The sequence below is a fragment of the Paenibacillus planticolens genome (assembly GCF_013141725.1).
Classification (GTDB): Bacteria; Bacillota; Bacilli; order Paenibacillales; family NBRC-103111; genus Paenibacillus_E; species Paenibacillus_E planticolens.
Map to the genome: position 1 here is coordinate 122,033 of NZ_WHNZ01000078.1, position 23,955 is coordinate 145,987.

Annotated in this window: 19 protein-coding genes; 12 read left to right on the forward strand and 7 right to left on the reverse strand. The window is 48.9% G+C overall.

Going from position 1 to position 23,955, the window contains the following annotated elements; genetic code table 11:
• Positions 1-3: 3 nt before the first annotated feature.
• From GC097_RS30065 to GC097_RS30075, 3 genes are all read left to right on the forward strand, one after another.
• Positions 4-1,287, forward strand: a complete 1,284-nt coding sequence (locus GC097_RS30065) for a peptidase U32 family protein (protein WP_171686937.1) — start codon at positions 4-6, stop codon at positions 1,285-1,287.
• A 189-nt stretch (positions 1,288-1,476) separates the two neighbouring features.
• Positions 1,477-3,654 (forward strand): methyl-accepting chemotaxis protein, encoded by a 2,178-nt coding sequence (locus GC097_RS30070; protein WP_246294543.1) that lies wholly within the window; start codon positions 1,477-1,479, stop codon positions 3,652-3,654.
• Between the two features lie 154 nt (positions 3,655-3,808).
• The gene (locus GC097_RS30075; RefSeq protein ID WP_171686938.1) at positions 3,809-5,626 is read left to right on the forward strand and encodes a peptidoglycan D,D-transpeptidase FtsI family protein; all 1,818 of its coding nucleotides are present in this window, start codon (positions 3,809-3,811) and stop codon (positions 5,624-5,626) included.
• On the opposite strand, the gene GC097_RS30080 is transcribed toward GC097_RS30075, so the two are convergent.
• Positions 5,609-6,880: an ATP-binding protein gene (locus tag GC097_RS30080; RefSeq protein ID WP_171686939.1), complete on the reverse strand. Its 1,272-nt coding sequence runs from the start codon at positions 6,878-6,880 to the stop codon at positions 5,609-5,611. The two genes, GC097_RS30075 and GC097_RS30080, sit on opposite strands and share 18 nt — an antisense overlap.
• Positions 6,881-7,073: 193 nt before the next feature.
• Here GC097_RS30080 and GC097_RS30085 point away from each other — a divergent pair, with 193 nt between their 5' ends.
• Complete coding sequence (locus GC097_RS30085; RefSeq protein ID WP_171686940.1) at positions 7,074-7,898, forward strand: lipoate--protein ligase family protein; 825 nt, start codon at positions 7,074-7,076, stop codon at positions 7,896-7,898.
• Positions 7,899-8,369: 471 nt separating this feature from the next.
• On the opposite strand, the gene GC097_RS30090 is transcribed toward GC097_RS30085, so the two are convergent.
• On the reverse strand, positions 8,370-9,101 hold the full coding sequence (locus GC097_RS30090) for an alpha/beta hydrolase (RefSeq protein WP_171686941.1): 732 nt from the start codon (positions 9,099-9,101) through the stop codon (positions 8,370-8,372).
• A gap of 260 nt (positions 9,102-9,361) precedes the next feature.
• On the opposite strand from GC097_RS30090, the gene pdhA reads away from it, so the two are divergent.
• The 4 genes from pdhA to lpdA all read left to right on the forward strand — a co-directional run bounded on the left by pdhA (position 9,362) and on the right by lpdA (position 14,291).
• Positions 9,362-10,444 (forward strand): pyruvate dehydrogenase (acetyl-transferring) E1 component subunit alpha, encoded by a 1,083-nt coding sequence (gene pdhA, locus GC097_RS30095; RefSeq protein WP_171686942.1) that lies wholly within the window; start codon positions 9,362-9,364, stop codon positions 10,442-10,444.
• Between the two features lie 97 nt (positions 10,445-10,541).
• Positions 10,542-11,522 carry an alpha-ketoacid dehydrogenase subunit beta gene (locus tag GC097_RS30100; protein ID WP_171686943.1) on the forward strand — a complete coding sequence of 327 codons (981 nt, stop codon included), beginning with the start codon at positions 10,542-10,544 and terminating at the stop codon, positions 11,520-11,522.
• A gap of 32 nt (positions 11,523-11,554) precedes the next feature.
• Positions 11,555-12,871 carry a dihydrolipoamide acetyltransferase family protein gene (locus GC097_RS30105; protein WP_171686944.1) on the forward strand — a complete coding sequence of 439 codons (1,317 nt, stop codon included), beginning with the start codon at positions 11,555-11,557 and terminating at the stop codon, positions 12,869-12,871.
• 4 nt (positions 12,872-12,875) lie between these two features.
• A complete protein-coding gene (gene lpdA / locus GC097_RS30110; protein WP_171686945.1) occupies positions 12,876-14,291 on the forward strand; it encodes a dihydrolipoyl dehydrogenase in 1,416 nt (471 codons plus the stop codon).
• 91 nt (positions 14,292-14,382) lie between these two features.
• On the opposite strand, the gene GC097_RS30115 is transcribed toward lpdA, so the two are convergent.
• The 5 genes from GC097_RS30115 to GC097_RS30135 form a co-directional block, all read right to left on the reverse strand.
• Positions 14,383-15,057 (reverse strand): YdeI/OmpD-associated family protein, encoded by a 675-nt coding sequence (locus GC097_RS30115; protein ID WP_171686946.1) that lies wholly within the window; start codon positions 15,055-15,057, stop codon positions 14,383-14,385.
• A gap of 24 nt (positions 15,058-15,081) precedes the next feature.
• A complete protein-coding gene (gene serC, locus GC097_RS30120; RefSeq protein WP_171686947.1) occupies positions 15,082-16,176 on the reverse strand; it encodes a 3-phosphoserine/phosphohydroxythreonine transaminase in 1,095 nt (364 codons plus the stop codon).
• A gap of 287 nt (positions 16,177-16,463) precedes the next feature.
• On the reverse strand, positions 16,464-17,849 hold the full coding sequence (locus GC097_RS30125) for an ABC transporter substrate-binding protein (protein WP_171686948.1): 1,386 nt from the start codon (positions 17,847-17,849) through the stop codon (positions 16,464-16,466).
• An 82-nt stretch (positions 17,850-17,931) separates the two neighbouring features.
• A complete protein-coding gene (locus GC097_RS30130) occupies positions 17,932-18,753 on the reverse strand; it encodes a carbohydrate ABC transporter permease (protein WP_171686949.1) in 822 nt (273 codons plus the stop codon).
• On the reverse strand, positions 18,750-19,712 hold the full coding sequence (locus tag GC097_RS30135; protein ID WP_171686950.1) for a carbohydrate ABC transporter permease: 963 nt from the start codon (positions 19,710-19,712) through the stop codon (positions 18,750-18,752). The genes GC097_RS30130 and GC097_RS30135 overlap by 4 nt, the downstream gene beginning before the upstream one ends.
• 204 nt (positions 19,713-19,916) lie before the next feature.
• Between GC097_RS30135 and GC097_RS30140 the strand changes: the two genes are divergently transcribed.
• From GC097_RS30140 to GC097_RS30155, 4 genes are all read left to right on the forward strand, one after another.
• Positions 19,917-20,648 (forward strand): glycerophosphodiester phosphodiesterase, encoded by a 732-nt coding sequence (locus GC097_RS30140; protein WP_171686951.1) that lies wholly within the window; start codon positions 19,917-19,919, stop codon positions 20,646-20,648.
• Between the two features lie 56 nt (positions 20,649-20,704).
• On the forward strand, positions 20,705-21,082 hold the full coding sequence (locus tag GC097_RS30145) for a VOC family protein (RefSeq protein ID WP_171686952.1): 378 nt from the start codon (positions 20,705-20,707) through the stop codon (positions 21,080-21,082).
• Entirely contained in the window at positions 21,079-21,255 is a 177-nt protein-coding gene (locus tag GC097_RS30150; protein WP_171686953.1) for a hypothetical protein, read from the forward strand. The genes GC097_RS30145 and GC097_RS30150 overlap by 4 nt, the downstream gene beginning before the upstream one ends.
• A gap of 539 nt (positions 21,256-21,794) precedes the next feature.
• Positions 21,795-23,951, forward strand: a complete 2,157-nt coding sequence (locus tag GC097_RS30155) for an AMP-binding protein (protein ID WP_171686954.1) — start codon at positions 21,795-21,797, stop codon at positions 23,949-23,951.
• Positions 23,952-23,955 lie beyond the last annotated feature (4 nt).

Here is a 23,955-nt window from a genome sequence, read left to right on the forward strand (position 1 = left end):
GAGATGACGACAGCATTAGAAGCACGTGCAAGAGGAAAGCGTGTAAGACTGCATAAACCGGAACTGCTTGCCCCTGCGGGCAATTTGGAAAAACTGAAGTTCGCCATCCATTACGGAGCCGATGCGGTATATATTGGCGGCCAGAAATACGGACTCCGTTCCAGTGCTGATAATTTCTCGCTTGAAGAGATGCATGAAGCGGTTGAGTTTGCTAACGGGTACGGGGCAAAAGTGTTCGTTGCAACGAACATTTATGCGCACAACGAGGACATTGAGGGTCTTGATGAATACTTGCGGGGACTTCAGGAGGTAGGCATCTCAGCGATTATCGCGGCGGACCCGCTCATTATGGAAACATGCCGGAGAGTGGCGCCTAAGCTGGAAGTTCATGTGAGCACGCAGCAGTCTGTGATGAACTGGCAAACGGTGAAGTTTTGGAAAGACCAAGGCATTGAACGCGTGGTTTTGGCCCGTGAAGTGAGCATGACGGAAATCGATCAGATTAAAGCTCATGTTGATGTTGAGATTGAAGCCTTCATTCATGGCGCGATGTGCAGTTCTTATTCCGGCAGATGCGTGCTATCCAATCATTTCACGGACCGCGACTCCAACCGCGGAGGCTGTTCGCAATCGTGCCGCTGGAAGTATGATCTATTTGCTAAGGATCAACCTTTGTCAGCGCCGCTCGCAACGGATTTGCCTTTGTTTGGCGAAGAGGATGACGCTTTTACAATGGGATCGAAGGATCTTAGCATGATTGAACATATCGCGGATATGATCGAATCGGGCGTAGACAGCTTCAAAATTGAAGGAAGGATGAAGAGCATCCATTATGTGGCTACCGTTGTCAATGCCTACCGACAAGCCATCGATGCGTATTTCGAAGATCCGGACAATTTCAAACTGAATCCTGTATGGCAGGAAGAGATCCACAAGGCGGCCAACCGTCCGCTAAACGAAGGCTTCTTCTATGAAGCGCCCGGCCATGAAGATCATATTTTCGAACCGGAGGATAAGGTGGTTGGATTTGATTTCGTAGGCCTGGTGTTGTCCTATGACGAAGAATCAGGCACTGCGCTGATTCAGCAAAGAAATCATTTCAAGCCGGGACAGGAAATTGAATTCTTCGGACCTGAGGGGACGCATTTTAAACAAAAGGTTGGCGCAATCTGGAATGAAGAAGGACAGGAACTGGATGCAGCAAGGCATCCGCTTCAAGTTATTAAGCTTAAAACAGAATTCCCTGTAAAAAAATGGGATATGATGCGCAAGAAAACAGGTAAATAGTACCATGGAAGCTTTCTCCAGACTGGGGTATATTGGAGAAAGTTTCTTTTTTTTATTGCTTTTTTAAGCGAATATTAAAGGAAATTGTTAAACCATGTCGAAATGAGTTAAAAACCTTAATTGAAACCCTTTTCATTTTAGGAAAATAGTAGGGGGACAATGAAACAGAAACTAATGGCGGTGACAAAAATGAAAAAAAGACTCCAAAGTATTCTCGCATTTGTCAACAAAGTTGTGGTTCAAACATTCCGAAAAGTTCCATGGGGGCGTATGGCTGGTGCGGCAGGTAAGACATCGATGCAAGTGGGCACAGGCGCGTTTAAAGAAATGAAGCAGGTTAAGTTTGAAAATCCGGTGAAGTCTGTCGGCATGAAGCTGTTCTTAATGTTTTTTATCAGTATTCTATTCTTTGTTCTTATCGTGGGTATGATTTCTTACAGCGTTTCCAAAAACGTTATTAAGAACCAAGCGTCAAAATCATCTTTGCAAACCGTGACGCAAGCAGGTCAGAAGCTGGACTTCCTTTATCAAACCTTTGAAGAGGCATCCTTGCAAATTATGTTGAATAAGGAGCTGCAGGATCTGCTTGACAAAGTTCCTACGCTGGATCCTGCGTCTTATGAATCGCTGGAGGTTGTTCGCCAACTAACAGATAAATTGAATGTCGTGACTTTTGCAAACAAGTCAATTAAAACGCTTCACCTTTACCGGCCTGACGGCAAGCTGATCGTCATTACAGGTTCCGGGGGAGGTTCATTAAACGAAAATTCCGGCTCGACGGAGTGGTTTAAGAAAATTGTGGACAACGGCGGGAAAGTCGCCTGGTTCGATAGTAAACTTAAGGGATATTCCAGTTCCTCCACAAATACGTTCGCCATCGGCCGTTTAATGAGGAATACTTTGACGAACAGCACGTCAGCCGTTCTTTTATTGGAGCTCAGCACAGATCTCTTGACGAAAGAACTCAATGGGATGTCTTTGGGAGAAGACAGTAAGGTTGCCATTACGAGTGCAGCGAATAAGAACATTGCGGTTACAGAAACTACGGAGATTGAAAAAGATGCTGCTGTTCAATTAACCAAAGAGCAATTAGAGAAAGAAAACGACTCCTTTATTACGAAAGACGATCACTTGGTGGCCTATTACAAATCGCCGTTATCCGGTTGGAACCTTGTCGGGGATATCCCGGTAAGCGCTTTAGTGAATGATGCTAGGAAAATATTCAACTATACGCTTCTAATCGCTTTATTTGCAGCTATTGCGGCTGTATTAATCGGATTATTTGTTGCCAGAATGATTGGGCGGCCGCTCATTAATCTTCGTAATCTGATGCAGCAAGGCGCTAAAGGTAAATTAACGGTGCGTGCCAACTATGCAACGCAGGATGAGATCGGACAGCTAGGCGCAAGCTTCGATGTCATGATGCAGCAGATTACGACGTTGGTTCAACAAACCAGCACTTCTGCGCAAGCAGTTTTTGAAACCGCGCAAGAGTTAACGAATTCCTCCAAAGTAACGGCTACTGCGGCAAGAGAAATTGCTGTAGCAACGGACGAAATTTCCAATGGAGCCGGAGGCTTGGCGACGGAGTCGGAAAGAGGAAATGAGCTGACGCATCATATCGGCATCCAAATGAAGCAGGTGATCGAAGCAAACCTCGAGATGGGGACTTCCGCTGCGGATGTGCAGAGCTCCAGTGAGCAGGGCACGAAATATATGTCGGAGCTTATCTCCAAGACGAATCTGACGGAAGAAATGATCCGATCGATGGTTGATAAAGTCGATAATTTGAAAGACAGCACGCGTTCGATTCGCAAAATTTTGGATGTTCTGAACAATATGACGAAGCAAACGAACATTTTATCCTTGAATGCGACAATTGAAGCTGCGCGCGCCGGAGCTGCCGGCAAAGGCTTCATGGTTGTTGCCGATGAGATTCGGAAACTGGCGGACCAATCCCGTCAGTCGATTGATGTCGTGGGTCAAATTACAGAAACCATCCAGAAAGAAATCGATGAGACGGTTAAGGTGCTTTCGACAGCGACGCCGATATTCAAAGAACAAATTTTAGCGGTGAAAGAAGCCGATATTATTTTTAAACAAGTAACCAGTCACATGGGCGGTTTCATTGAGCAGCTGAGCACAGTAAGCGATTCGATTTCCACATTGGAGCAGTCCCAAGTTGTTCTCTCTGACGCTATGACGAATGTCAGTGCGGTAGCAGAGGAATCGCTTGCGACATCGGAGGAAGTTGCTTCCTTGAGCTCTGAGCAGCTTAGCATTAGCGACGGATTAGTCAAATTGTCGGACAAGCTGGATCAGCTTTCCAAATCTTTGAACGACACGTTGTCCAAATTCGAAGTGTAGCACTCATACATACTATTCGCAGTCCGCTCTCTTTTAAAGAGGGTGGGCTTTTTTTGTTTGGCAGCGAGGCGCCTTACGGTTTGTCGTTGATCAAGGATGACGATACTGAAAATATCAGAGTTTATGATTGATGACAAAGTTAGGGGTTAGGCGTATGAGGGTCAAACAGTTATCTTCACTTGAAAAACGTCGTATCTTTCTTGTTCTTCTTACGATCGTGCTCCTGTTTATTGGCCTAGCAGGCAAACTTTTTTGGATCCAGATTGCGGCTACGGAAAATTACAGCTCACATGGGGTTAATTTGCTTAAGAATTCGGTCGTTCAAAGGCAGCGTGCGCTCGTCCTTGAAAGCGGTCGTGGGGAAATTCTGGACCGTCATCTGCAGCCAATGACAGGAAGAATTGTGAAGTCTCTTGTCGTATTTCCAATCCACAGCCAACTGCAGCCTAATCCGCAGCAGGTGAGTCAACTTGTTGGAATTTTGCGGACGAACACGGACTCTTGGCGTGCATTCACGAAGGATCTGAAAGAACCGCAAGTATGGCGCGCTGCCGATGGAGGCAAACCGGCACCGCTCACGGACGGGCAGGAGCGGCAGATCGAGGCGCTTCATTTGCCGAATGTGAAGGTTGTGGAGATGGAGGATCGCTACCCAAGCGGGATGACGGCACGGCAGTTGATCGGATTCATCGGGCAAAATCCGGATCGCGTGATGAATTTGTACGGCGCAGATTTAGAGAAAGGCAAAGTCGCGCTAACAACAAAGATTGGCGGAGCCGGGCTTGAAAAAACGTTCGATCTGTGGCTTCGCGGCATAGGGGAGACTTCGATCTCGTACTTTATGGATGCCGGGAAAAGGCCGTTATCGGGTCTTGACGCCCGTATGATTGCGCCGAATAATGCGTTCTATCCCGTCAAGCTAGTAACGACTCTGGATGCAAGCGTACAGCAGCAGATAGAAACGCTCATGGATAAGCTGAACATACGCGAAGGAGCCGCTGTCGTTCAAGAAGCGGGGCATGGGGATATCATCGCCATGGCAAGCAGGCCCAATTATGATCCGACATCTGTGGATCTTGTCAGTAAAAGCTGGAGCAACTATGCGCTTAAAGCGACTGCTCCCGGCTCTATTTTCAAAACAGTCGTTGCCGCTGCTGCCCTGGATTTTGGAGTCGTTAAACCGAATGAGACGTTCACTTGTGAAGGCGCCCTTGGCAAATATGGTTTCACCTGCTGGAGGAAAGAGGGGCATGGCCCTTTGACCTTAGAGCAGGGATTTGCGCAATCTTGCAATATCGTATTCGCCAAAGTCATGCAGCGTCTGACGCCTGCTCAGCTAGAAAGCTATGCGCATAAGCTTGGCGTGCTCGACGAGGTGGGATGGACGGGGAAAACGGACTCGAAAGTGATCCTCCGGCAATTGGACAGCGAAGAGAACGGACAGCTCTTTGGCGCCCATACGCCGCACGACGATGAAGGGGTTCTTATGCAAACGGCTATCGGTCAAAGGGATGTCATGATGACCCCATTGCAAGCGTCTAATATGATTGTTACTTTGCTGCATAATGGCAAGGGGTACTCGCCAAGGGTAGTCCAAGAAATCCGGTACCAAACCGATCGGGTGATGGAGTCATTTGAGCCGCATAAGTTGGAAGGAAGCAGCGGGTACGTTTCGGCTTCAACAAGCCGTACGCTTTTGAACTGGATGCAAGAGGTCGTGACGGAAGGAACAGGCCAAGGATTGAAGGGTGCGAAGTGGAAGCTCGCAGGAAAATCCGGTACGGCTCAAACTATGGTTGGCAAGCAGGAGAAAGTGAATCAGTGGTTTATCGGATATGGCCCGGTCGATTCTCCGAAGTATGCGGTTTCCGTTGTGATCAAGAACACGGATCCTTCGGAGAGCAACAAGGCCATTCCTTTGTTCAAAGGGATCATGGATATTTTGGCAAGCGGGTCAAACGGCGGGCAATGAGATCGTGAAACAGGTGCCTTGGTCGGGCTGACTGGCGACTTCAATGTCGCCTCCGAATGTTCGAATGATACGATAGGAGACCATCATGCTGAGACCTGTGCTTTTATTCGTTGTTGAGTAAAAGGGCGTTCCGAGACGATTGATCTGTTCGGCGGTCATGCCGACCCCCGTATCCATGATTTTCAAAATAATTTGTGCACCTTTTTTGAAGGCTATGATTCGTAGCGGCCCTCCGGTCGGCATAGCTTCAATACCGTTTTTCGTTAGATTCACCAGGCATTGCATCATTTTGTCCAAATTGCCTTGGATGAACAGAGAATTCTCCATATGGATTTGAAGGTCCACTCCCCGTGCGGCGGCGTAAGGGTCAAGAAGATTGCTTAGCATGGGCGATAAGGAAGAGATATCCAGCTGTTCCAGCTTCTCAGCCTCCGGCTTGGCAAAGGACAAGTAATCGGTAATAATACTTTGGGCTCGGTCAATCTCTTCAATCACCATGGCCGTATATACTTGCTTTTTCTCTTCAGGGACTTGGGACTGACTGAGGATTTGCATAAAGCCCCGGGCAACGGTCATGGGATTGCGAATTTCATGGGCGACAGAGGCAGCTAATTCACTTAGGACATTGAGCTTCTCGGAGCGTTGGATTTCTTGACGCGTTTTCACATTATCACGGATGCGGGAAATTAAATTGGTCAACAGCCACATCGTTAACAGATGAACCAGACAATACAATAAACCGTAAAATAAAAAAGTGTGATCTACCTGAATGAATGAACCAACCCTATACAGCAGAGTGATACAGAAAGTAGCTAAAGCACTAACGAAAGCCAACAGAGTGGGAAACATTACTTTGGGGGTTATGTGCTTCCAATTGCTCAGCGCTATGAAAGCCAGGATGAAGGGGACAAGAATAGCTAATAAGGTAACGATCCAGAAGAAACTCGGACCATTCATGATGTAGGCATAGGCCAGTATGACTCCCGAAACGAAAAGTCCTGAGCGTATGCCGCTGTATAGAAAAGCTATGAGTACAGGGATAATGTGGAGATCGAAATGATCGCCAATAGATTTGAAAAAGGGATGCGTCATACAAAATATGGCCGCTAATGAGCAAATAATCGTGATGACTACCTTGCCATACTTGTCATAGCTGTCAAGGGTGCCCGGCCTATCAAGCCAAACGATATGAGTTAAAACAATAGGGATGGTTAGAACAAGGATATTGAGGAGTAAGTCGTCAAAAATGTTCAAAGATCTCGCCTACTTAATTAATAATTTGATAGTCAAAAATTAATTTCGACAGCAAACCTGAAAATCCTTTGAATTGCATCCAAAAATTTGATGTTTTTTGGCGAATAAAGCCGATTTTCACATTGCGGCTAGCGCTCGTTTCGCTTACAATTCGGATGATGAACTTAAATAGCTGGCTCAGGAGAATATAAAAATGATGCATGCACCACTTTCTTCTTCCATGGTTATCCTGGATCGGACGCTTGAATCAGAATCGCGATCCATCCTGTATGCTTTTGCGTTGGAAGAGCTTTTATGCCGGTCGATTGGCAAATCATCGCCACCTATTTTGCACATATGGCGGCACCCGCGAGCTTTTGTGATGGGACTTAGAGACAGCCGCCTCCCGGAAGCCGCACTTGCCAACCAGTGGTTGATAGACCAAGGCTATGATACAGCTGTAAGAAATTCAGGAGGGGCAGCGGTTCCGCTGGATTTGGGGGTCGTGAATGTTTCTCTGCTGCTGCCGAAAGAGCCGGGGGACATGGAGCATCGGAAAGATTTTGAGATGATGGTGGCCCTAATCCGTGAAATCATGAGCAAACTTACCGATCGTATCGATCAAGGCGAGGTATTGGGCTCCTTTTGTCCGGGAGAGTTCGATTTAAGCGTAGGCGGGCGTAAGTTTTGTGGGATCGCACAGCGCAGGCAGCAGCGGGCTTTATCGGTGCAAGCCTTCATTATCGTGGAAGGTGAAGGTGAGGGAAAAGCAACGCTAGCCAGGAGCTTTTACGAACGCGCGGCTGGTTCGACAGATCCTGCCGATTATCCAACAGTAGCCCCGGGGAGTATGGCCAGTTTAGCGGAATGCTTGAATATCCCTTTAACAGCAGAGCAATTTACAGAGAACTTAATTGAAATCATGAGTGCCAGAGGGATGCAAGTGAAGCGTCCTGAGGCGATACCGGGGTATCCGGATGAAGGTCAAATTGACGGCATGGTGGAGCTGTTGAGAGAGCGATATGCGATTAAGGGGTAAAAAAACGGTCTGATTTCGTCAGTTGACGGAAGAGGGACCGTTTTTTTATACAATGCGATGCAATTGGGTTTGTTTGTTGCAAAATAAGGGAACAGAAAGCCTCTACTTGGAGCCAAATCGGCAGCTGAGCTAAATCTCCTGGAGTTGGCGACAGCTGCACAGTTCCAAGGGGCCAATCCATAAGTTGCTCCAGCTAAAATAACGGGAGAATCTACCGTTAATCTGTGCTGCTCGGTGGCAGGGAACGAATTAGCAGGAGAAACTCCATCTAAATCGTCGGTAACTGGACGAAATCTCCTGGATTTGGCGAAATTAGCGGGAGAAAATCCAGCTATTTGGACAAAAGTGATGTAATTGCAGAGAATAGCTGGAGTAATCGGCGTTAAATTAGAGGTAAGCCAATTACTTAGCTGCCAGGTTTAAGGGGACGCCCCTGGCAATATCAGCGTCCTATGGTTCCGTTGATGTCTCTTACGCAAGAAAATAATGCAGAGCCGCGCTCAGCTCGCCCTGCCAAAAACCCCACAAATGCTTGCCGGGTTTTTCGATATAATGAAGAACGGCATTCTTCCTCTCCAGATCCTCCTTAGCCAAGCGGTTTTCTCTGACGAAGTCAAAGGTTCCGCGCTCGGTTTTGACATCGGTTTCGTCTAAGCCGATCAGCATATACATTTCCAGCCAGGATAAGTCGTCCACCGCCTTGAGGCGCTCGCGGGTAATGTCGAAAAATGCGCCTGATAAGGATATAACGCGGCAAAAAAGGCTAGGATAATCTAAGGCGAGATGCAGGGAAACGGTCCCTCCCAGGGAATCGCCTGCTACAATACGCTCACTCCGCTCAGCGCGTACGGGATAACGGCTTTCTATGTAAGGAAGGAGCTCCTCGGCGAAGAAGCGGCAGTAGGCGTCATGACGTTCCCCTTCCGGCGCATATTCGGACGTACGGTTGGCTGTCTGAACATCGACACCGACCACGATGGCGGGCTCCAGGTCTTCATCCAGAATGCAGCGGGTGATCGTTGTGGCAATGCGTCCGAAATTAAAGAATTGCTCGCCGTCCTGGCAATAAATGACCGGATAGGAGAGCAGCTCGTTGTAACCGGGAGGCAAATAAATGCGAAGCGGGCGAGTTTCTTGAAGCAGGACAGAGGTGAGTGCATCTTTTACAATGGTTCTTTGATAATAACGTGAGTCATCAGTCATAAGTATCTCCTTTTATTTCCAATGGTGGAAAATGGGATTGCAAGTGCAAGTTGGAAACGGAATGGTAAGGTGTATTATAGCAGTTGTAAATTTATTGTTAACTGTATTATATATTTTCATGAACTGTACTATACACTTGAGTGAAAAAAGGTCATATGTCATAAGGAAACAGGTGTACAATTCACAAAAACAGGTTTATAATAATACTATAACAGAAGTGTAGCTAGCAGGCATCAAAATCATATAAGAGGTGAAATGGTATGAGTAAGCCACTTGTCAGCCAAGTAAATTACGAAGTGACCACAGAAAAGGTTGAGCCTTTACAAGTACTGGCTCCAGACGGCACAGTTGTAAATCCCGACAAAATGCCTAAACTTAGCGATGACCAATTAAAAGAGTTAATGAGAAGAATGGTATTCACACGTGTATGGGACGAAAGAGCCGTAAATCTCGGTCGTCAAGGACGCCTTGGTTTCTATGCGCCGGTATCCGGACAAGAAGCTTCCATGATCGGCAGTGAATTTGCTTTAAATAAAGATGACTTTATTTGCCCGGGTTACCGCGATATGCCGCAGCTCGTATGGCACGGACTTCCGCTGTACCAAGCATTCCTATATTCCCGCGGACACCAACATGGCGGTCAAATTCCGCAAGATGTTCACGTACTTATGCCGCAAATTATTATCGGCGCACAAATTTTGCATGCAACAGGCGTTGCTATGGCCTTCAAAAAACGCAACCAACCGCGTGTAGCGATTACGTACACAGGGGACGGAGGAAGCTCCGAGGGCGATTTCTACGAAGGTTTGAACTTTGCAGGAGCATTCAAGCTGCCTGCCATTTACTTTGTACAAAACAATGGCTATGCGATCACAACGCCATATGCGAAACAAACAGGCGCGCTATCTGTTGCCCATAAAGCTCTTGCTGCCGGTATCAAAGGCGTGCAAGTAGACGGAATGGACGTTCTGGCTGTTGTTCAAGCCGTAACAGAAGCTGCTGAAAGAGGCCGTAAAGGCGAAGGCGCTACATTGATTGAAGCGTTGACTTACCGTTTCCGTCCGCACTCTTTGGCCGATGATACGACGAAATATCGTACCAAAGACGAGGAATCCGATTGGGAGCCTAAAGATCCGCTTACGCGCATGCGTATTTTCTTGACGAAAAAAGGTCTGTGGAGCGAAGAAGAAGAGGCAAAAGTAAAAGAAGAAGCGAAAGCTACAGTAGCTGAACATATCAAAAAAGCTGAAGAAACTGAGAAAATGACAGTTCCTGGCCTGATCGATTCCATGTTCGAAGTTACACCGGCACATCTCGAAGAACAGAAGCAAGCGTATAAATAAATTTTAGCTGATGGAGCCAGATTCTGGCGAAAGACAAAGCATTTGCATACGATGCCAGTTTTTCTGGCGAAAAACTCTTAGGAGGCACGGAGAAGTCATGGCACAAATGACGATGATTCAAGCGATTAAAGACGCAATGCGCGTGGAACTGGAAAGAGATCCAAATGTAATTTTGTTCGGCGAAGACGTTGGCCATGTAGGTGGCGTATTCCGTGCTACAGAAGGTTTACAAAAAGAGTTCGGCGAAGACCGCGTTTTCGATACGCCTCTTGCCGAGTCTGCAATCGGCGGCCTTGCCGTAGGTCTTGGGGTTCAAGGCTTCCGTCCAATCGCTGAGATTCAATTCGTTGGTTTTATTTACGAAGCGCTTGACCAAATTTGCGTGCAAGCTGCTCGTATGCGTTACCGCTCCGGCGGCCGTTACAACTCGCCAATCGTATTCCGTACGCCATACGGCGGCGGCGTAAAAGCGGCTGAGCTTCATACGGATGCGCTTGAAGGTTTATTGGTGCAAACACCGGGGATCAAAGTTGTCGTTCCTTCCAACCCTTACGATGCGAAGGGCTTGCTCATTTCCGCAATTCGCGATAATGACCCTGTCTTCTTCATGGAGCATCTGAACTTATACCGCGCATTCCGCGCAGAAGTACCTGAAGGCGAATATACGATTGAACTTGGCAAAGCGAACGTTGTTCGTGAAGGTTCCGACGTAACCGTTATTACTTACGGAGCAATGGTTCATACATCCGTAAAAGCGGCTGAAGAGATCGAAAAAACGCAAGGCGTGAAAGTTGAAGTTATCGACCTTCGTACCCTGCTTCCGCTGGATATCGAAACGATTGTCGCTTCGATCAAGAAAACAAACCGTGCAATTATCGTACAAGAAGCGCAAAAAACTTCCGGTGTAGCCGCAGAGGTTATTGCTCAAATTAATGAAAAAGCGATTCTTCACCTGGAAGCTCCAGTTCTGCGTATTGCGCCGCCGGATACCGTTTATCCGTTCGCTCAAATCGAAGACGCTTGGTTGCCTAGCCCGGCAAGTGTCATTGCGGGAATTAAACAAGTACTCGAATTCTAATTCACAGTCGAATGTAACAGGAGGTTGTACACGTGGCATTGTTTGAATACAAGTTCCCAGAGCTTGGTGAAGGCATACATGAAGGCGAAATCGTTAAGATGCTCGTTAAAGCGGGTGACACCGTAACGGATGAAACGATTCTTATGGAAGTACAGAACGATAAAGCAGTCGTTGAAGTTCCTTGTCCGGTAGAAGGCAAAGTCGTTAGCGTTGCCGTCAAAGACGGACAAGTATGCACGATTGGCGAGCTCGTGATGACAATCGAAGTCACTGGCGAGATGCCGGCTGAGTCCATGCATCACGCCAGCTCCAACCACGCTGCACCAGCTGCACCTGCTGCTACAGCGGTAGCCGTAGCAGAGGCTCCTGCAGCAGCGCCAGCAGCAGCAGCTGCTCCGGCCGCGCCAAGCGCCGGCGCGGGCCGCGAAGTGCTTGCGACGCCTAGCGTGCGCAAGCTCGCAAGAGAAAAAGGCATCACACTCGCAGAGGTGACGCCTACAGGCAAGCACGGCCGCGTAACACGCGAGGACGTGTTAGGCTTTAACGGAGCGGGCAGCGCCGCGGCTCCGGCAGTAGAAGCGCCAGCTGCAGCGGAAGCAGCTGGCAGCGCGGCACCTGCGGCTAGCACGCAGGTCGCTGCGGGCGATCGCGTAGAAGAGCGGATTCCGTTCAAAGGAATCCGGAAAGTAATCGCGAACGCGATGGTGAAATCCGTGTACACGGCACCGCACGTGACACTGATGGACGAAATCGACGTGAGCGCGTTAGTCGCGCTGCGCGAGCGCACGAAGCCTCTTGCCGAGAAGAAAGGCGTGAAGCTGACTTACCTTCCTTTCATCGTGAAAGCATTGGTAGCGGCATGCCGTCAGTTCCCGGTCATGAACGCGATGATCGACGAAGAAAAGCAAGAAATCGTGTACAAAAAGTACTACAATATCGGAATTGCTACAGATACGGACAACGGCTTGCTCGTTCCTGTTATCCATGACGCAGACCGCAAAAACGTATGGTCGATCGCTTCTTCCATCAAAGACTTGGCTCTTCGCGGACGCGAAGGCAAATTGTCTCCGAACGAGATGAAAGGCGGCACAATCTCCATTACGAACATCGGTTCCGTAGGCGGTATGTTCTTTACACCGGTCATCAACTTCCCTGAAGTTGCTATCTTGGGTGCAGGCCGCATCACGGAGAAACCGGTTGTGAAAAACGGTCAAATCGTTGCGGCATCGGTTATGGCGCTTTCCTTGAGCTTCGACCACCGGATCGTTGACGGTGCGACAGCGCAAAGCTTCTTGAACTACATCAAACAGCTTCTGGCTGATCCAGAGCTTCTCGTCTTGGAGGTGTAACAGCATGGTAGTAGGAGATGCTTCTTTAGATATTGATTTGCTCGTCATTGGTGCGGGCCCAGGTGGTTACGTCGCAGCAATTCGCGCAGCTCAGCTTGGTCAAAGCGTTCTTATCGTTGATAAATCGGATTGGGGCGGCGTCTGCTTGAACCGCGGCTGTATCCCTTCCAAAGCGTTGATCTCCGCGGCTCATACGTATGAGCATGCGCAGCACGCTGACAGCATGGGTATCTCTGTAGAGAACGTGAAAGTGGACTTTGCAAAGGTACAAGCATGGAAAAACAGCATCGTTGCAAAACAAACGGGCGGCGTTAGCGCGCTGCTCAAAGGCAACAAAATTCAAACGTTCAAAGGCGAAGTGATGTTCATCAACGAGCACGAAGCACGTGTGTTCAACGATGCAGAAGCTCCTCGCTACCGCTTTAAGCACTGTATTATCGCGACGGGTTCCCGTCCGATTGAGCTGAAAGCATTCCCTTACGGCGGAAGAATTATTTCTTCCACGGAAGCTTTGAACTTGCCTGAAGTACCGAAAAGCATGATCGTTATCGGCGGCGGCTACATCGGTATCGAGCTTGGTCAAACGTATGCGAAGTTTGGCACGAAAGTAACGGTGCTGGAAGGCTCCGATCACGTACTGCCAGGCTTTGAGAAAGAATTGACGAAGCTTGTTGCACGCAACCTGGAGAAAGTTGGCGTAGAAGTTCATACAGAAGCGTTGGCGCAATCCTGCACGAAAACCGAGAACGACGTAACGGTAACATTCACAGTTAAAGGCGAAGAGAAACAAGTTACAGCTGATTACGTACTAGTAACAGTTGGCCGTCGTCCGAATACGGATGGCGAGCTTGGTCTTGACCTTATTAACTTGAAAATGACGGACCGCGGTTTGATCGAAGTTGATAACCAAGGCAGAACAAGCATCCCGCACATCTTTGCCATTGGTGATGTTGTCCCTGGTCTTTCCTTGGCTCACAAAGCTTCTTATGAGGCGAAAGTGGCAGCAGAAGCGATCGCAGGTCACTCCAGCATCGTTGATTACAAAGCGATGCCGGCTGTTGTGTTCTCCGATCCGGAAATTGCCGGCGTAGGCTTGAGTGAAACGGAAGCAAAAGCCCAAGGCATCAACGTGACAATCGGTAAATTCCCATATGCAGCCAACGGCCGCGCTAACTCTTTGAACGCAGGTCAAGGCTTCGTGAAGCTTGTCGGCGACAAAGAAACAGGTCAGCTGCTTGGCGGCCAAATTGTTGGTCCGGAAGCATCGAACTTAATCGGAGAGCTTGCTCTTGCGGTTGAAATGGGTGCTAACCTGGAAGACATCGCACTGACGATTCACGCCCACCCAACATTGACTGAAATGATCATGGATGCGGCTGAAGGTGCGCTTGGACACCCAATCCACCAACTTGGCAAATAAGCATCATTAGAGCGGTTTCCAACACCTTTAGATAAAAAGTCCCGAGAGCATGGCGCAAGCCGCTCTACGGGACTCTTTTATTTGGGGCGTGTTATTCCTCTTTGATCGTCGGATTTTTGATGCCGCGGGAGAGTTTGTCTACGGTTTTGGCAACCCTGCCCGTTCGTGTTTCTTCGCGCTTCGCATCTGTAATCCATCGGACGTATTCTTTGCGGTTCGTATAGGACAGTGTCTCGAAAAACGCGGCAGCGGCTGGGGCAGCGCCAAAAGCCTCCGCAAGATCATCAGGCACGATGATCGTTTTATCAGATGGAGCAGCTTGTTTCGCTGAATCGGCGGCACGACTGGCTAACCGTTCGCTGCGCGGCGACTTCACAAGGCCGATAGGGCGAAAGCGCATGGCAGACCATGTCTCATCGATCGAGACCAGACTCACACCTTCAAAGTTCAGCTGATTGACGGTATCCCAGCCGGAGTCGCGATTGATGTCCGTTTTTATTTTGGCTGTGCCTTTGGGGTAATTGATCCACAGCATGCCTTCCGGCGTCACGGCCTCAATGGCCGCAGGAGCTAGTCGTTCGACATCGTCGCGCGTGTAGGCGAAAACCTGGACGAAGTCATAGGCCTGTGCACCCTCTTTGCAATCGGTTAAATGAACGCCTTCAGGCAAGGGTAACAGACTGTCGATGTAGCCTTCCGGTGCATTCATAATCAGGGCGCGTTTGCTGTTGACCAATCGCAGCTTTTTCGCTAATGCGTTGTCCATGAAAATTCCTCTTCTCTTCTTGTTTTATCCGTGTCTGCGTGCAAAATCCAACATGAATTCAGCCAGAGCCTGGCAGGCTTCATGAGGGACGGCATTGTAGGCGGAAGCGCGCAAACCCCCAACGCTGCGGTGCCCGGCCAAGCCCTCAAAGCCGTGAACTTCGGACTCCGCAATAAATTGACGTTCAAGATCCTCATTCGCCATGCGCCAAGTGATATTCATCGGTGAGCGGTCTTTGGCATCAATAATCCCTTGATAGAAACCACCGCTCCCATCAATGACATCATAGATCAAGCCTGATTTTACAAGATTATATTTCTCTAATTGTTCCACGCCGGCTTGTTTTTCTACCCATTTTAACACTAAGTTCATCATGTAGATCGCATGGACGGGGGGCGTATTCAGCAATGATTTATTGGTGGCAAATGCCGCATAGCGCATGATTTCCGGGATACGGTCGGAAGCTAGTTCCAGCCAGCTTTCGCGAATAATGGCTACCGTGACACCTGCGGGACCCAGGTTTTTCTGAGCGCCGGCATAGATCATCGAAAATGGATTCAGATCCAGCTTCCTGCTTAGGATTTCGCTTGTCATATCGGCAACGAGCGGTGTGGAAGTTACTTCGGGTATCGACGTATAGCGCGAGCCTTCAATCGTGTTATTCATTGTGATATGAAGGTAAGCCGGGTCTCCGCTGAGAGATTCCTCCGTTATAGCCGGGATGCAGCGCCATTTGTGGTCTTTCGAGCTTGCCGCGACGTGGGTGCTCCCCAAATAAGACGCTTCCTTATAAGCTTTTTCCGCAAAGCTGCCAGTCAATACATAATTGGCCGTCTGATGAGGCTTTAAAAAGTTCATCGGAAGGAGAGCGAACTGTGTGCTTGCCCCTCCGCCCATAAAGATCGCTTCATATCCTTGTGGCAAGCCGAGCAAAGTCAGCAGAAGAATCTGTGTTTCATGATTCAGCTCCTCGACCGTGCGGCTGCGGTGCGACATTTCGAGCAGGGAAATCCCTTTGCCCTCATAGTCCACCAATTGCCCCTGTGCCTCTTCCAGTACTTCTAATGGCAGTGCGGCCGGACCCGGATTGAAATTGTACCTGCGATTTCTTTTGTTCATGTTAAGCTGCCTCCCGTAACCGAATTTTTAACCAACAAAAAAACGCCCTCATCCGATTGGGACGAGGAGCGTTTGCTCGCGGTGCCACCCAATTTAAGAAACATTCGCGAGAATGCTTCTCCACTTGGTTCCGCGGTAACGGGCGGTGCCGGTTAACTTAGCATAACCACAAAAAGTCTGCAGGCATGCTTGGCGAAAACGCCTCCGAGTTGGATTCTCATCATAGGCACGATCGAATATAGAAGTTGAATAAAAGTATATGCCGATTGTTTGAAAAGGTCAATGGTTTATTTCACGGTTTTGTTATACGCGGCGAGCTTCTCCGTAATGCTTTTCGAAGCGGCGTCCAGCGCATCTTTCGGTGCTTTTTTCCCTGTGAGCGCTTCTTCAATGGCGGTTTCAACCAGCTGACGGGCTTCAGGGAATACACCCATGACCGCGCCTTGCGTGGCTTTGTTGGCTTTGGTGTTGTGAAGCTGGTCGATGGCTGTTTGGAATTGCGGGTATTTCGCTAAGTTATCCTTCACCAACTGCTCATCATAAGCTTTTTTCGTAATCGGGAAGTACCCTGTATTGACGTGCCACCATGCTTGCGTTTGCGGGTTCGTCAGAAATTTGATGAATTCCCATGCGCCTTTTTGCTCGGCTTCGGACTTGTTGTTCAAGATGTAGAGACTTGCGCCTCCGACAACAACGCCGCCGTCTTTGGCATCCGCTGGTTTAGGCATCGTGCTTGTTCCGACTTGGAATTTGCCTTCTGCACCTGAAACAATTCCACGTAAAGAAGCTGTAGAATCGAGTGTCATCGCAACTTGACCAGCAAGGAAAGCTTTTTTCGTATCATCGGTTTTGCGACCAAGATTCATAAGGGACTTGTTATCGACCATTCCCTTCCACCAGGTCAATGTTTTGACGCCTGCTTCATTATTTAATAACGTTTCTGTTGCCGCGGAGGTGCGCCCGTTTCCGTTGTTTAAGAATTCTGCGCCTTGTCCGGCGAAAAACTGCTCCATGAACCAACCGTAAATGGCGAAGGATCCGCCAGCTTTACCGTCTTTGCTTAACGCTTGCGCGGCTTTTGCAACTTCTTCGTATGTTGTTGGCGGCTTTTCTGGATCTAGTCCAGCGGCTTTGAACATATCTTTGTTGTAGTAAAGGATTGGGTTTGAAGTGTTAAAAGGCATAGAATTTAATTTATCGTCAACTTTGTAATAATTCAAAATATTTTCTTCGAGCTGAGAAAGATCGAATTTGTCGGCGTCCACGAATTTCTGAACCGGTGTAATCGCTTTGGAATCGATCATGAAACGGGAGCCGATCTCGTAGACTTGAATGAGAGACGGACCGCTTTTGGTATCCATGGAGGCTTTCATTTTGTTTAAGCTTTCATCGTATGTACCTTGAAAAACGGCCTCAACCTGCACATTTTTCTGGGAAGCATTGAAATCTGCCACCAGTTTGTCTACGGCCTTGCCTAGCTCTCCGCTCATGGAGTGCCACCAGATTACTTTGACCGGCTCTGCGGCTTTTGTCGGTGCTGCTGACGCTGCAGTTGAACTAGCGGGCGCCGCACTGCCGGATGTCGTTACTTCTGCTTTGCCGCATGCGCTTGTCAACATCATCGTGAGAGCTGTCATTGCAAGAACGGAAACTCTTACGTTTACGGATTTCATGGATTTGTTTCTCTCCCTTTAGTTCATTTTATTTATGGAAATCTGCTTTAAGCTCTAGGCTTTTGCAGAAGAGCCAACAAGATCAACCTTTCACAGCTCCGGCGGTAAGTCCGCGAACAAGCTGCTTTAAACCGAGTACGAGCAGCAGCAGGGATGGCAAGAGGACAATCGTCACGCCTGCCAGAACGAGGTTCCACACGGTTAATTCTTCAAACTGCAGCATGGCGATGCCGATTTGTGCGGTTCGCATGCTCTCGCTGTTCGTAATGAGGAGCGGCCACAGATACATATTCCAAGCGTTCAAGAAGGCATAAACCGCGAGTGTTGCAAGAGCGGGCCTTCCCAGAGGCAGCACGATTCGGACAAAGAGGCGGACATGTCCACAGCCGTCGATGCGCGCCGCTTCGAAGAGCTCTTTTGGCAGCTGCAGGAAAAATTGGCGGAGCAGGAAGGTGCCGAATGCCGTTGCCAGGAAAGGCACCGTTAGACCCTGCAGGCTGTCGAGCCAGTCCCATTTTTTGACCGTCAAATAATTCGGTATGATCGTGACTTCCCAAGGAATCATCATCGTCGCCATAAACAGCGAGAAAATGAAAGTTTTCCCTTTGAAACGAATATTGGCAAAAGCATAGGCGGCCATGGAGGATGTCATCAGTTGCCCAATCATGATGAGCAGGGAGACGACCAAGCTGTTGGTAATAAATCTGCCGATGGGAACGAGGTGAAAGACGGTTAGAATGCTGCCTATATAGAAGCTGCCCGGCAAGAAGTGCGGCGGATAAGCCGAAGCTTCATCCGGCGTCATGAACGTAGCTGAAAACGTGTAAAAGATGGGATACAGCACAAGTGCGGCGGCTATGGCCAACAGGACATAAACGAATGTATTTTGCAATGGACGGTTCATTGATAATGCACGTTCCTTTCGAACACTTTGAATTGCACCAGGGTGAAAATCAGGATGATCGTGAACAGCACAAGAGCTTGCGCGCTTCCAGTCCCAAACCGGAAGTTGATGAATGCGTCTTGATACAAGTTATAAACGAGAACGTCGGTCGAGTTGACAGGACCGCCTTTGGTCAGAATATGGATCTGCCCGAAGGATTGGAAAGCACCGATGATCGAAACAATCGTAACGAAGAACACCGTCGGTGAAAGCAGCGGTAAAACAATTTGCACAAACGTCCGGATCGGGCCGGACCCGTCGATTTTGGCGCTATCGTAGATTTCATCGGGAATGCCTTGCAAGCCGCTGAACAGGACGATGTAATTGAAGCCGAGATTCATCCAGACGGTCATCATGGAGACGGAGAGCAGCGCCCAGCTAGGATCTGTAAGCCAAGCTACAGGCTCTAGGCCGATCGTGTGCAGGAGGTAGTTGAGCATGCCGACACTAGGATGAAAAAGCATCATCCAGATGACGGAAGCAGTACTAACGGACAGAACGACAGGCAGGGAGAAAACAAATTGGAAAAAGCGCATGCCTTTTAACTGATTATGCGTGAGAGCGGCGAGAAGAAGCGCAAGGACAATGCTGGTCGGTACCGTCAGAAGGGTGAAAAGACCGGTGACTTCCAAGCTTTTATAAAATCGCTCTGATGTGAAAATCGCTGTGAAGTTGTCGAAGCCGACGAAGGAAGCTACCCTGCCTCTGGGATCGGTATCGTGCATGCTCAGATACACGGTTTGCAGAAGAGGATAAAACAGAAAGATGCCAAACAGCAGAAGTGACGGGAATAAGAAAACATAACCAAGTATCGTTTCCGCCCATTTGGAGAGAAAGAGGGAACGGGGAGGGAGCCCGGCGCGAGTTGTTATTTTTTTCGAAGCGGTTGTAAATGGCAAGTCTTGATCGAGCGTACTCATTTAGTGTCCTCCACAAGGTTATTAGACTAGTTCTACGTCTATTAGCTTAGCTGTGCGTTATTTGACCAATGTTAAATAGGGATAAATGATTTGTTAATTTTTGGGCCGTATTTACGTAAAGTTTACGAACTTTTACTGGGCAAAAGAGGAACCCATCTACTATAATTTGGGCATGAGCCATTCATGACGATAGGAGCGTGTACAATGAACACACAGAAAACGCTTGTGATAGGGCACCGGGGAGCTGCCGGAGAAGCGCCGGAAAATACGTTAGGATCTTTTGCTTTAGCTGTCGATCAAGGGGCTGATGGCGTCGAACTGGACGTGCATCTCACGAAAGACGGGGAAATTGTCGTTTGTCATGATCTTTCGCTTGATCGGACGACGAACGGTACAGGTCTCATTTGTGAAAAAAGCTGGAAGGAAATTCAGGGGCTCGATGCAGGCTCATGGTTTTCCGAGTCGTTCATTGGGGAACGGGTGCCGCTGCTGCGGGAGGTGTTCGACCTTGTGCCACGGGGACTCCTCATCAACGTGGAAGTGAAGCATGCGTATGAAGGGCGCATGGAGAAGGCGCTGCTCGCCTTTTTGCGTGAGAGCGGCAGAATGGAGGATGTGGTGATTTCTTCTTTCAATCACAAGGTGATTCACCGGATCAAGCTGGCTGAGCCCGAAGCGAAGGTGGGTCTGCTGTATGCCGCCGACTTGTTCAACCATGCCGCCTATGCGCAGCAAATCGGCATCGAGGTGCATTCCTTGCATCCTCATCATCACCTGTTTGAAAAGGAAGATGCTGCTGCGGCATCGGCTGCCGGACTTGCTACATACCCTTACACGGCGAACGATGTACAGGATTATCAGAGGCTGATCGACGCCGGTGTTACGGGGATTATCACGGACTTCCCGGCCAGGCTGAAGAAGGTATTGGGCGCTTAACCCCTTTGCATGGTAGAATATGGGTATCTTGTTTGGAAGGGGAAACGTGGCGACATATGAGCGAAATCGGTTTGACGCAAATTGGGCAAATTTCTGTGAATGCTGCGGATATGGAAAGGGCTGTTGCTTTTTATCGCGATACGCTGGGAATGAAGTTTTTGTTTCAAGCTTCCCAAATGGCTTTCTTTGATTGCAGCGGCATTCAGTTGATGATCAGCCTTCCGGAAAAGCCCGAATTTAACCACCCGGGTTCGGTAATTTATTATAAAGTGGAGAACATCAAGTACGTTTATGAAGCTTTCATCGAACGCGGTGTTGCCTTTATTAGCGAACCTCATGTGGTTGCGAGTATGGGCAGTGTGGATATTTGGATGGCGTTCTTCCGAGATTCCGAGGGGAATACATTAGCTTTAACGAGTGAAGTTTCGAAGTGAAAAAGTTGAAAAAAAGGCCGCTGCATTCGGATTCGGGTGCTGCGGTCTTTTTTTTAATAGGGGGAACTACAGGCCGCTATTCTGTGGAAAGCAGCCGATTGGGCGGGGGAGAGGGAACTAGGGTCCGCTATTTCGCCATTTTGACTGATATTTGGGCGATGGAGGTTGAATAAGGCCCTGTAGTTCCCCTTGGGCCCATGAAATTCGGCAATTTGCTTAAATAAGGGAATGAGGATTCCCTATTGTGGGCGGAAGGCTGATTGCTCAGTCGGGCGAGCAGATGTAATGGGCGCTAGCGCATTTTTTGTCCTCGCTGACGGACAGAGAGGCCCTTATTCGATGGAAAAGAACCTCTTCGAACATGTAACGGACACCTGCGCTTTTACTTGTTCACATGGGGACGAATTACGCCGCAAAATCGGCAAATAGAGTCTCGGGTGTCCGTTAGCAGTGAGGCACGACGCTTTTGGTGAAGATAACGGCTGCTGTGTCCGAAGCGTGATGAGGCCTCGCATTCTTCACCTTCCACCCACGGGCTGAGGAACTAGCCTCGGGCAGTAGTACTAGACAAAGTTAGTACTATCAGAATCACGGCAAATGCATACAATGGGATTATGACCAGGTATTAAGAGAAGCCCAATAACAGCATGGATGCTGCCGTAATCTGCAAGGTTGTCCAGCCTTGCCATGCGAACGCTTAGGAGGAATCATCATGATCAAATGGTTGTTTATAACGCTGTTAAAGCTGCTGCTGCCACTGCTGCGCCCTGCTTTATTGGGAGTCTTTCGTGTAAAAGCAAAGGGGATAGAACGGTTAAATTTCAAAGAGAAAACGGTGCTCATTCCTAACCATGTGTCTCTGCTGGATGCCGTTGTGCTGGCGTTGATTCTGCCTAAGGAAGTGGCTTTTGTAGTGAATACCCAAATGGCCAAACGTTTTGCTTGGCCGCTCCATTTTCGGATGCATATTCCGGTAGATCCTTTGAATCCTTACTCGGTACGGAAAATGCTCAAAACGGTGCAGAGCGGTACGCCGCTCGTCATTTTCCCGGAGGGACGCATCACTACCACGGGCAGCATGATGAAGGTCTACGGCGGCATCGGTTATATTGCTTCAAGATCTCAGGCACATATGGTGCCGATCGCCATTAGTGGGCTGGAGCATTCCAAGTTCTCCTATCTTCGCGGCAAAATGAAGCAGATTTGGTTTCCGGCGGTCACCATTACGATAGGGGAAGCTTTTCAAGTGCCGGTGGATGATCGTCTCACTCGAAGAGTTCAAAAGGAGCGGGCAACGGATCTGATCGGCAGCCGCATGCAAAGTCATATCGTGGACAGCCGAATGAAGCCGGAGCTTAATTTATTTAATGAACTACTCATCGCTGCCAAGCAGCATGGCGTCTCGAGAATCATTTGCGAAGACGTATTATCGGATACGGCTCTAAGTTACCGCAAGCTGCTGTTGACCACTTATACGATGGCGGGGCGCTTGAAGGAGCAGCTCGGTAATCAAGAGCGCGCAGCAGTCCTGCTGCCGAATGCGGCGGCACATGTCGTCACTTTGTTTTCATTATTCCGATTAGGCGTTACGCCGGCGATCTTGAACTATACTTCAGGGAAGCAGGCCATGCTGGACGCATGCGAAACAGCTTCTGCGAAGGTGATCGTGACGTCTCGAGCTTTTATCGAGAAGGCGGGGCTTGCCGATTTTATCCAAAGTGCCAGCGGAGCTTACACCGTTATTTATCTTGAAGAGGTTAAAATGAGCATTTCATATAAACATAAATGGTCAGGAATCGTTGACTATGTGACGAAGGCGAAGGGGCCGGTCGGCGAAGAGAAGAATGAGGTCGTGCTGTTCACGTCAGGCAGTGAGAGCAAACCGAAAGGGGTCGTGCTGACCCATCGTAATATTTTTGCCAATATTCAGCAGGCCAAGGCTGTGGTTGCTTTCAATGCCTCCGATATTCTGCTTGGGGCGATGCCGATGTTTCATTCCTTTGGATTAACGGCAGGGACGATGCTTCCGGTTCTTTCCGGCATGAAGATGGTGATGTATCCGAACCCGCTGCACTATAAAGTGATTCCGGAGATCGTGTATGACCGGAACATTACGATTTTGTTCGGGACATCGACGTTCCTGTCGGCCTATGCGAGAACCGCTCATGCTTATGATTTTGCCTGTTCGTTGAAATATGTCGTGGCTGGCGCCGAGAAGCTGAAAGAGGAAGTTCGTCAAATCTGGGCGGATAAATTCGGCATCCGGATTCTGGAGGGGTACGGAACGACCGAGACGGCGCCTGTGATTTCGCTTAATACCCCCATGCATGTGAAGAAGGGAACGGTTGGCCGGGTGCTGCCTGGTATCCAGGTTCGTATCGAAAAGGTGGATGGCATCGAGCTTGGCGGCAATTTGCTTGTGAAAGGCCCTAATGTCATGAAAGGTTATTTGATTCATGGGCAGGGCTTTGTCCCTGTTCCGGAATGGTACAGCTGCGGGGATATTGTTCAGATCGATGAAGAAGGATACGTGTTAATTCAGGGCCGGATGCAGTCCTTTGCCAAGATCGGCGGGGAAAAGGTGTCGCTGCCGATGGTCGAAGAGCTGGTGTCAGCCTGCTTGGCGCCACAAACAATGTGTGCAGCCATTTCTGTTCCGGATGCGCGAAAGGGAGAACGGATTGTGGTCTATCACAACAGCCCAATGGAGCAGCTTCAGTCTCTTAGAGAAGCCATGAAACAGAAAGGCAACCCAGCCATTTATATACCTGCAGAGCTGCGTTATGTGGAGAAATTGCCGCTTCTGGGCAGCGGAAAAATTGATTATGCGACAATCAAACGCGGTGCGCTCGAAAATCATGCATCATAAAGGA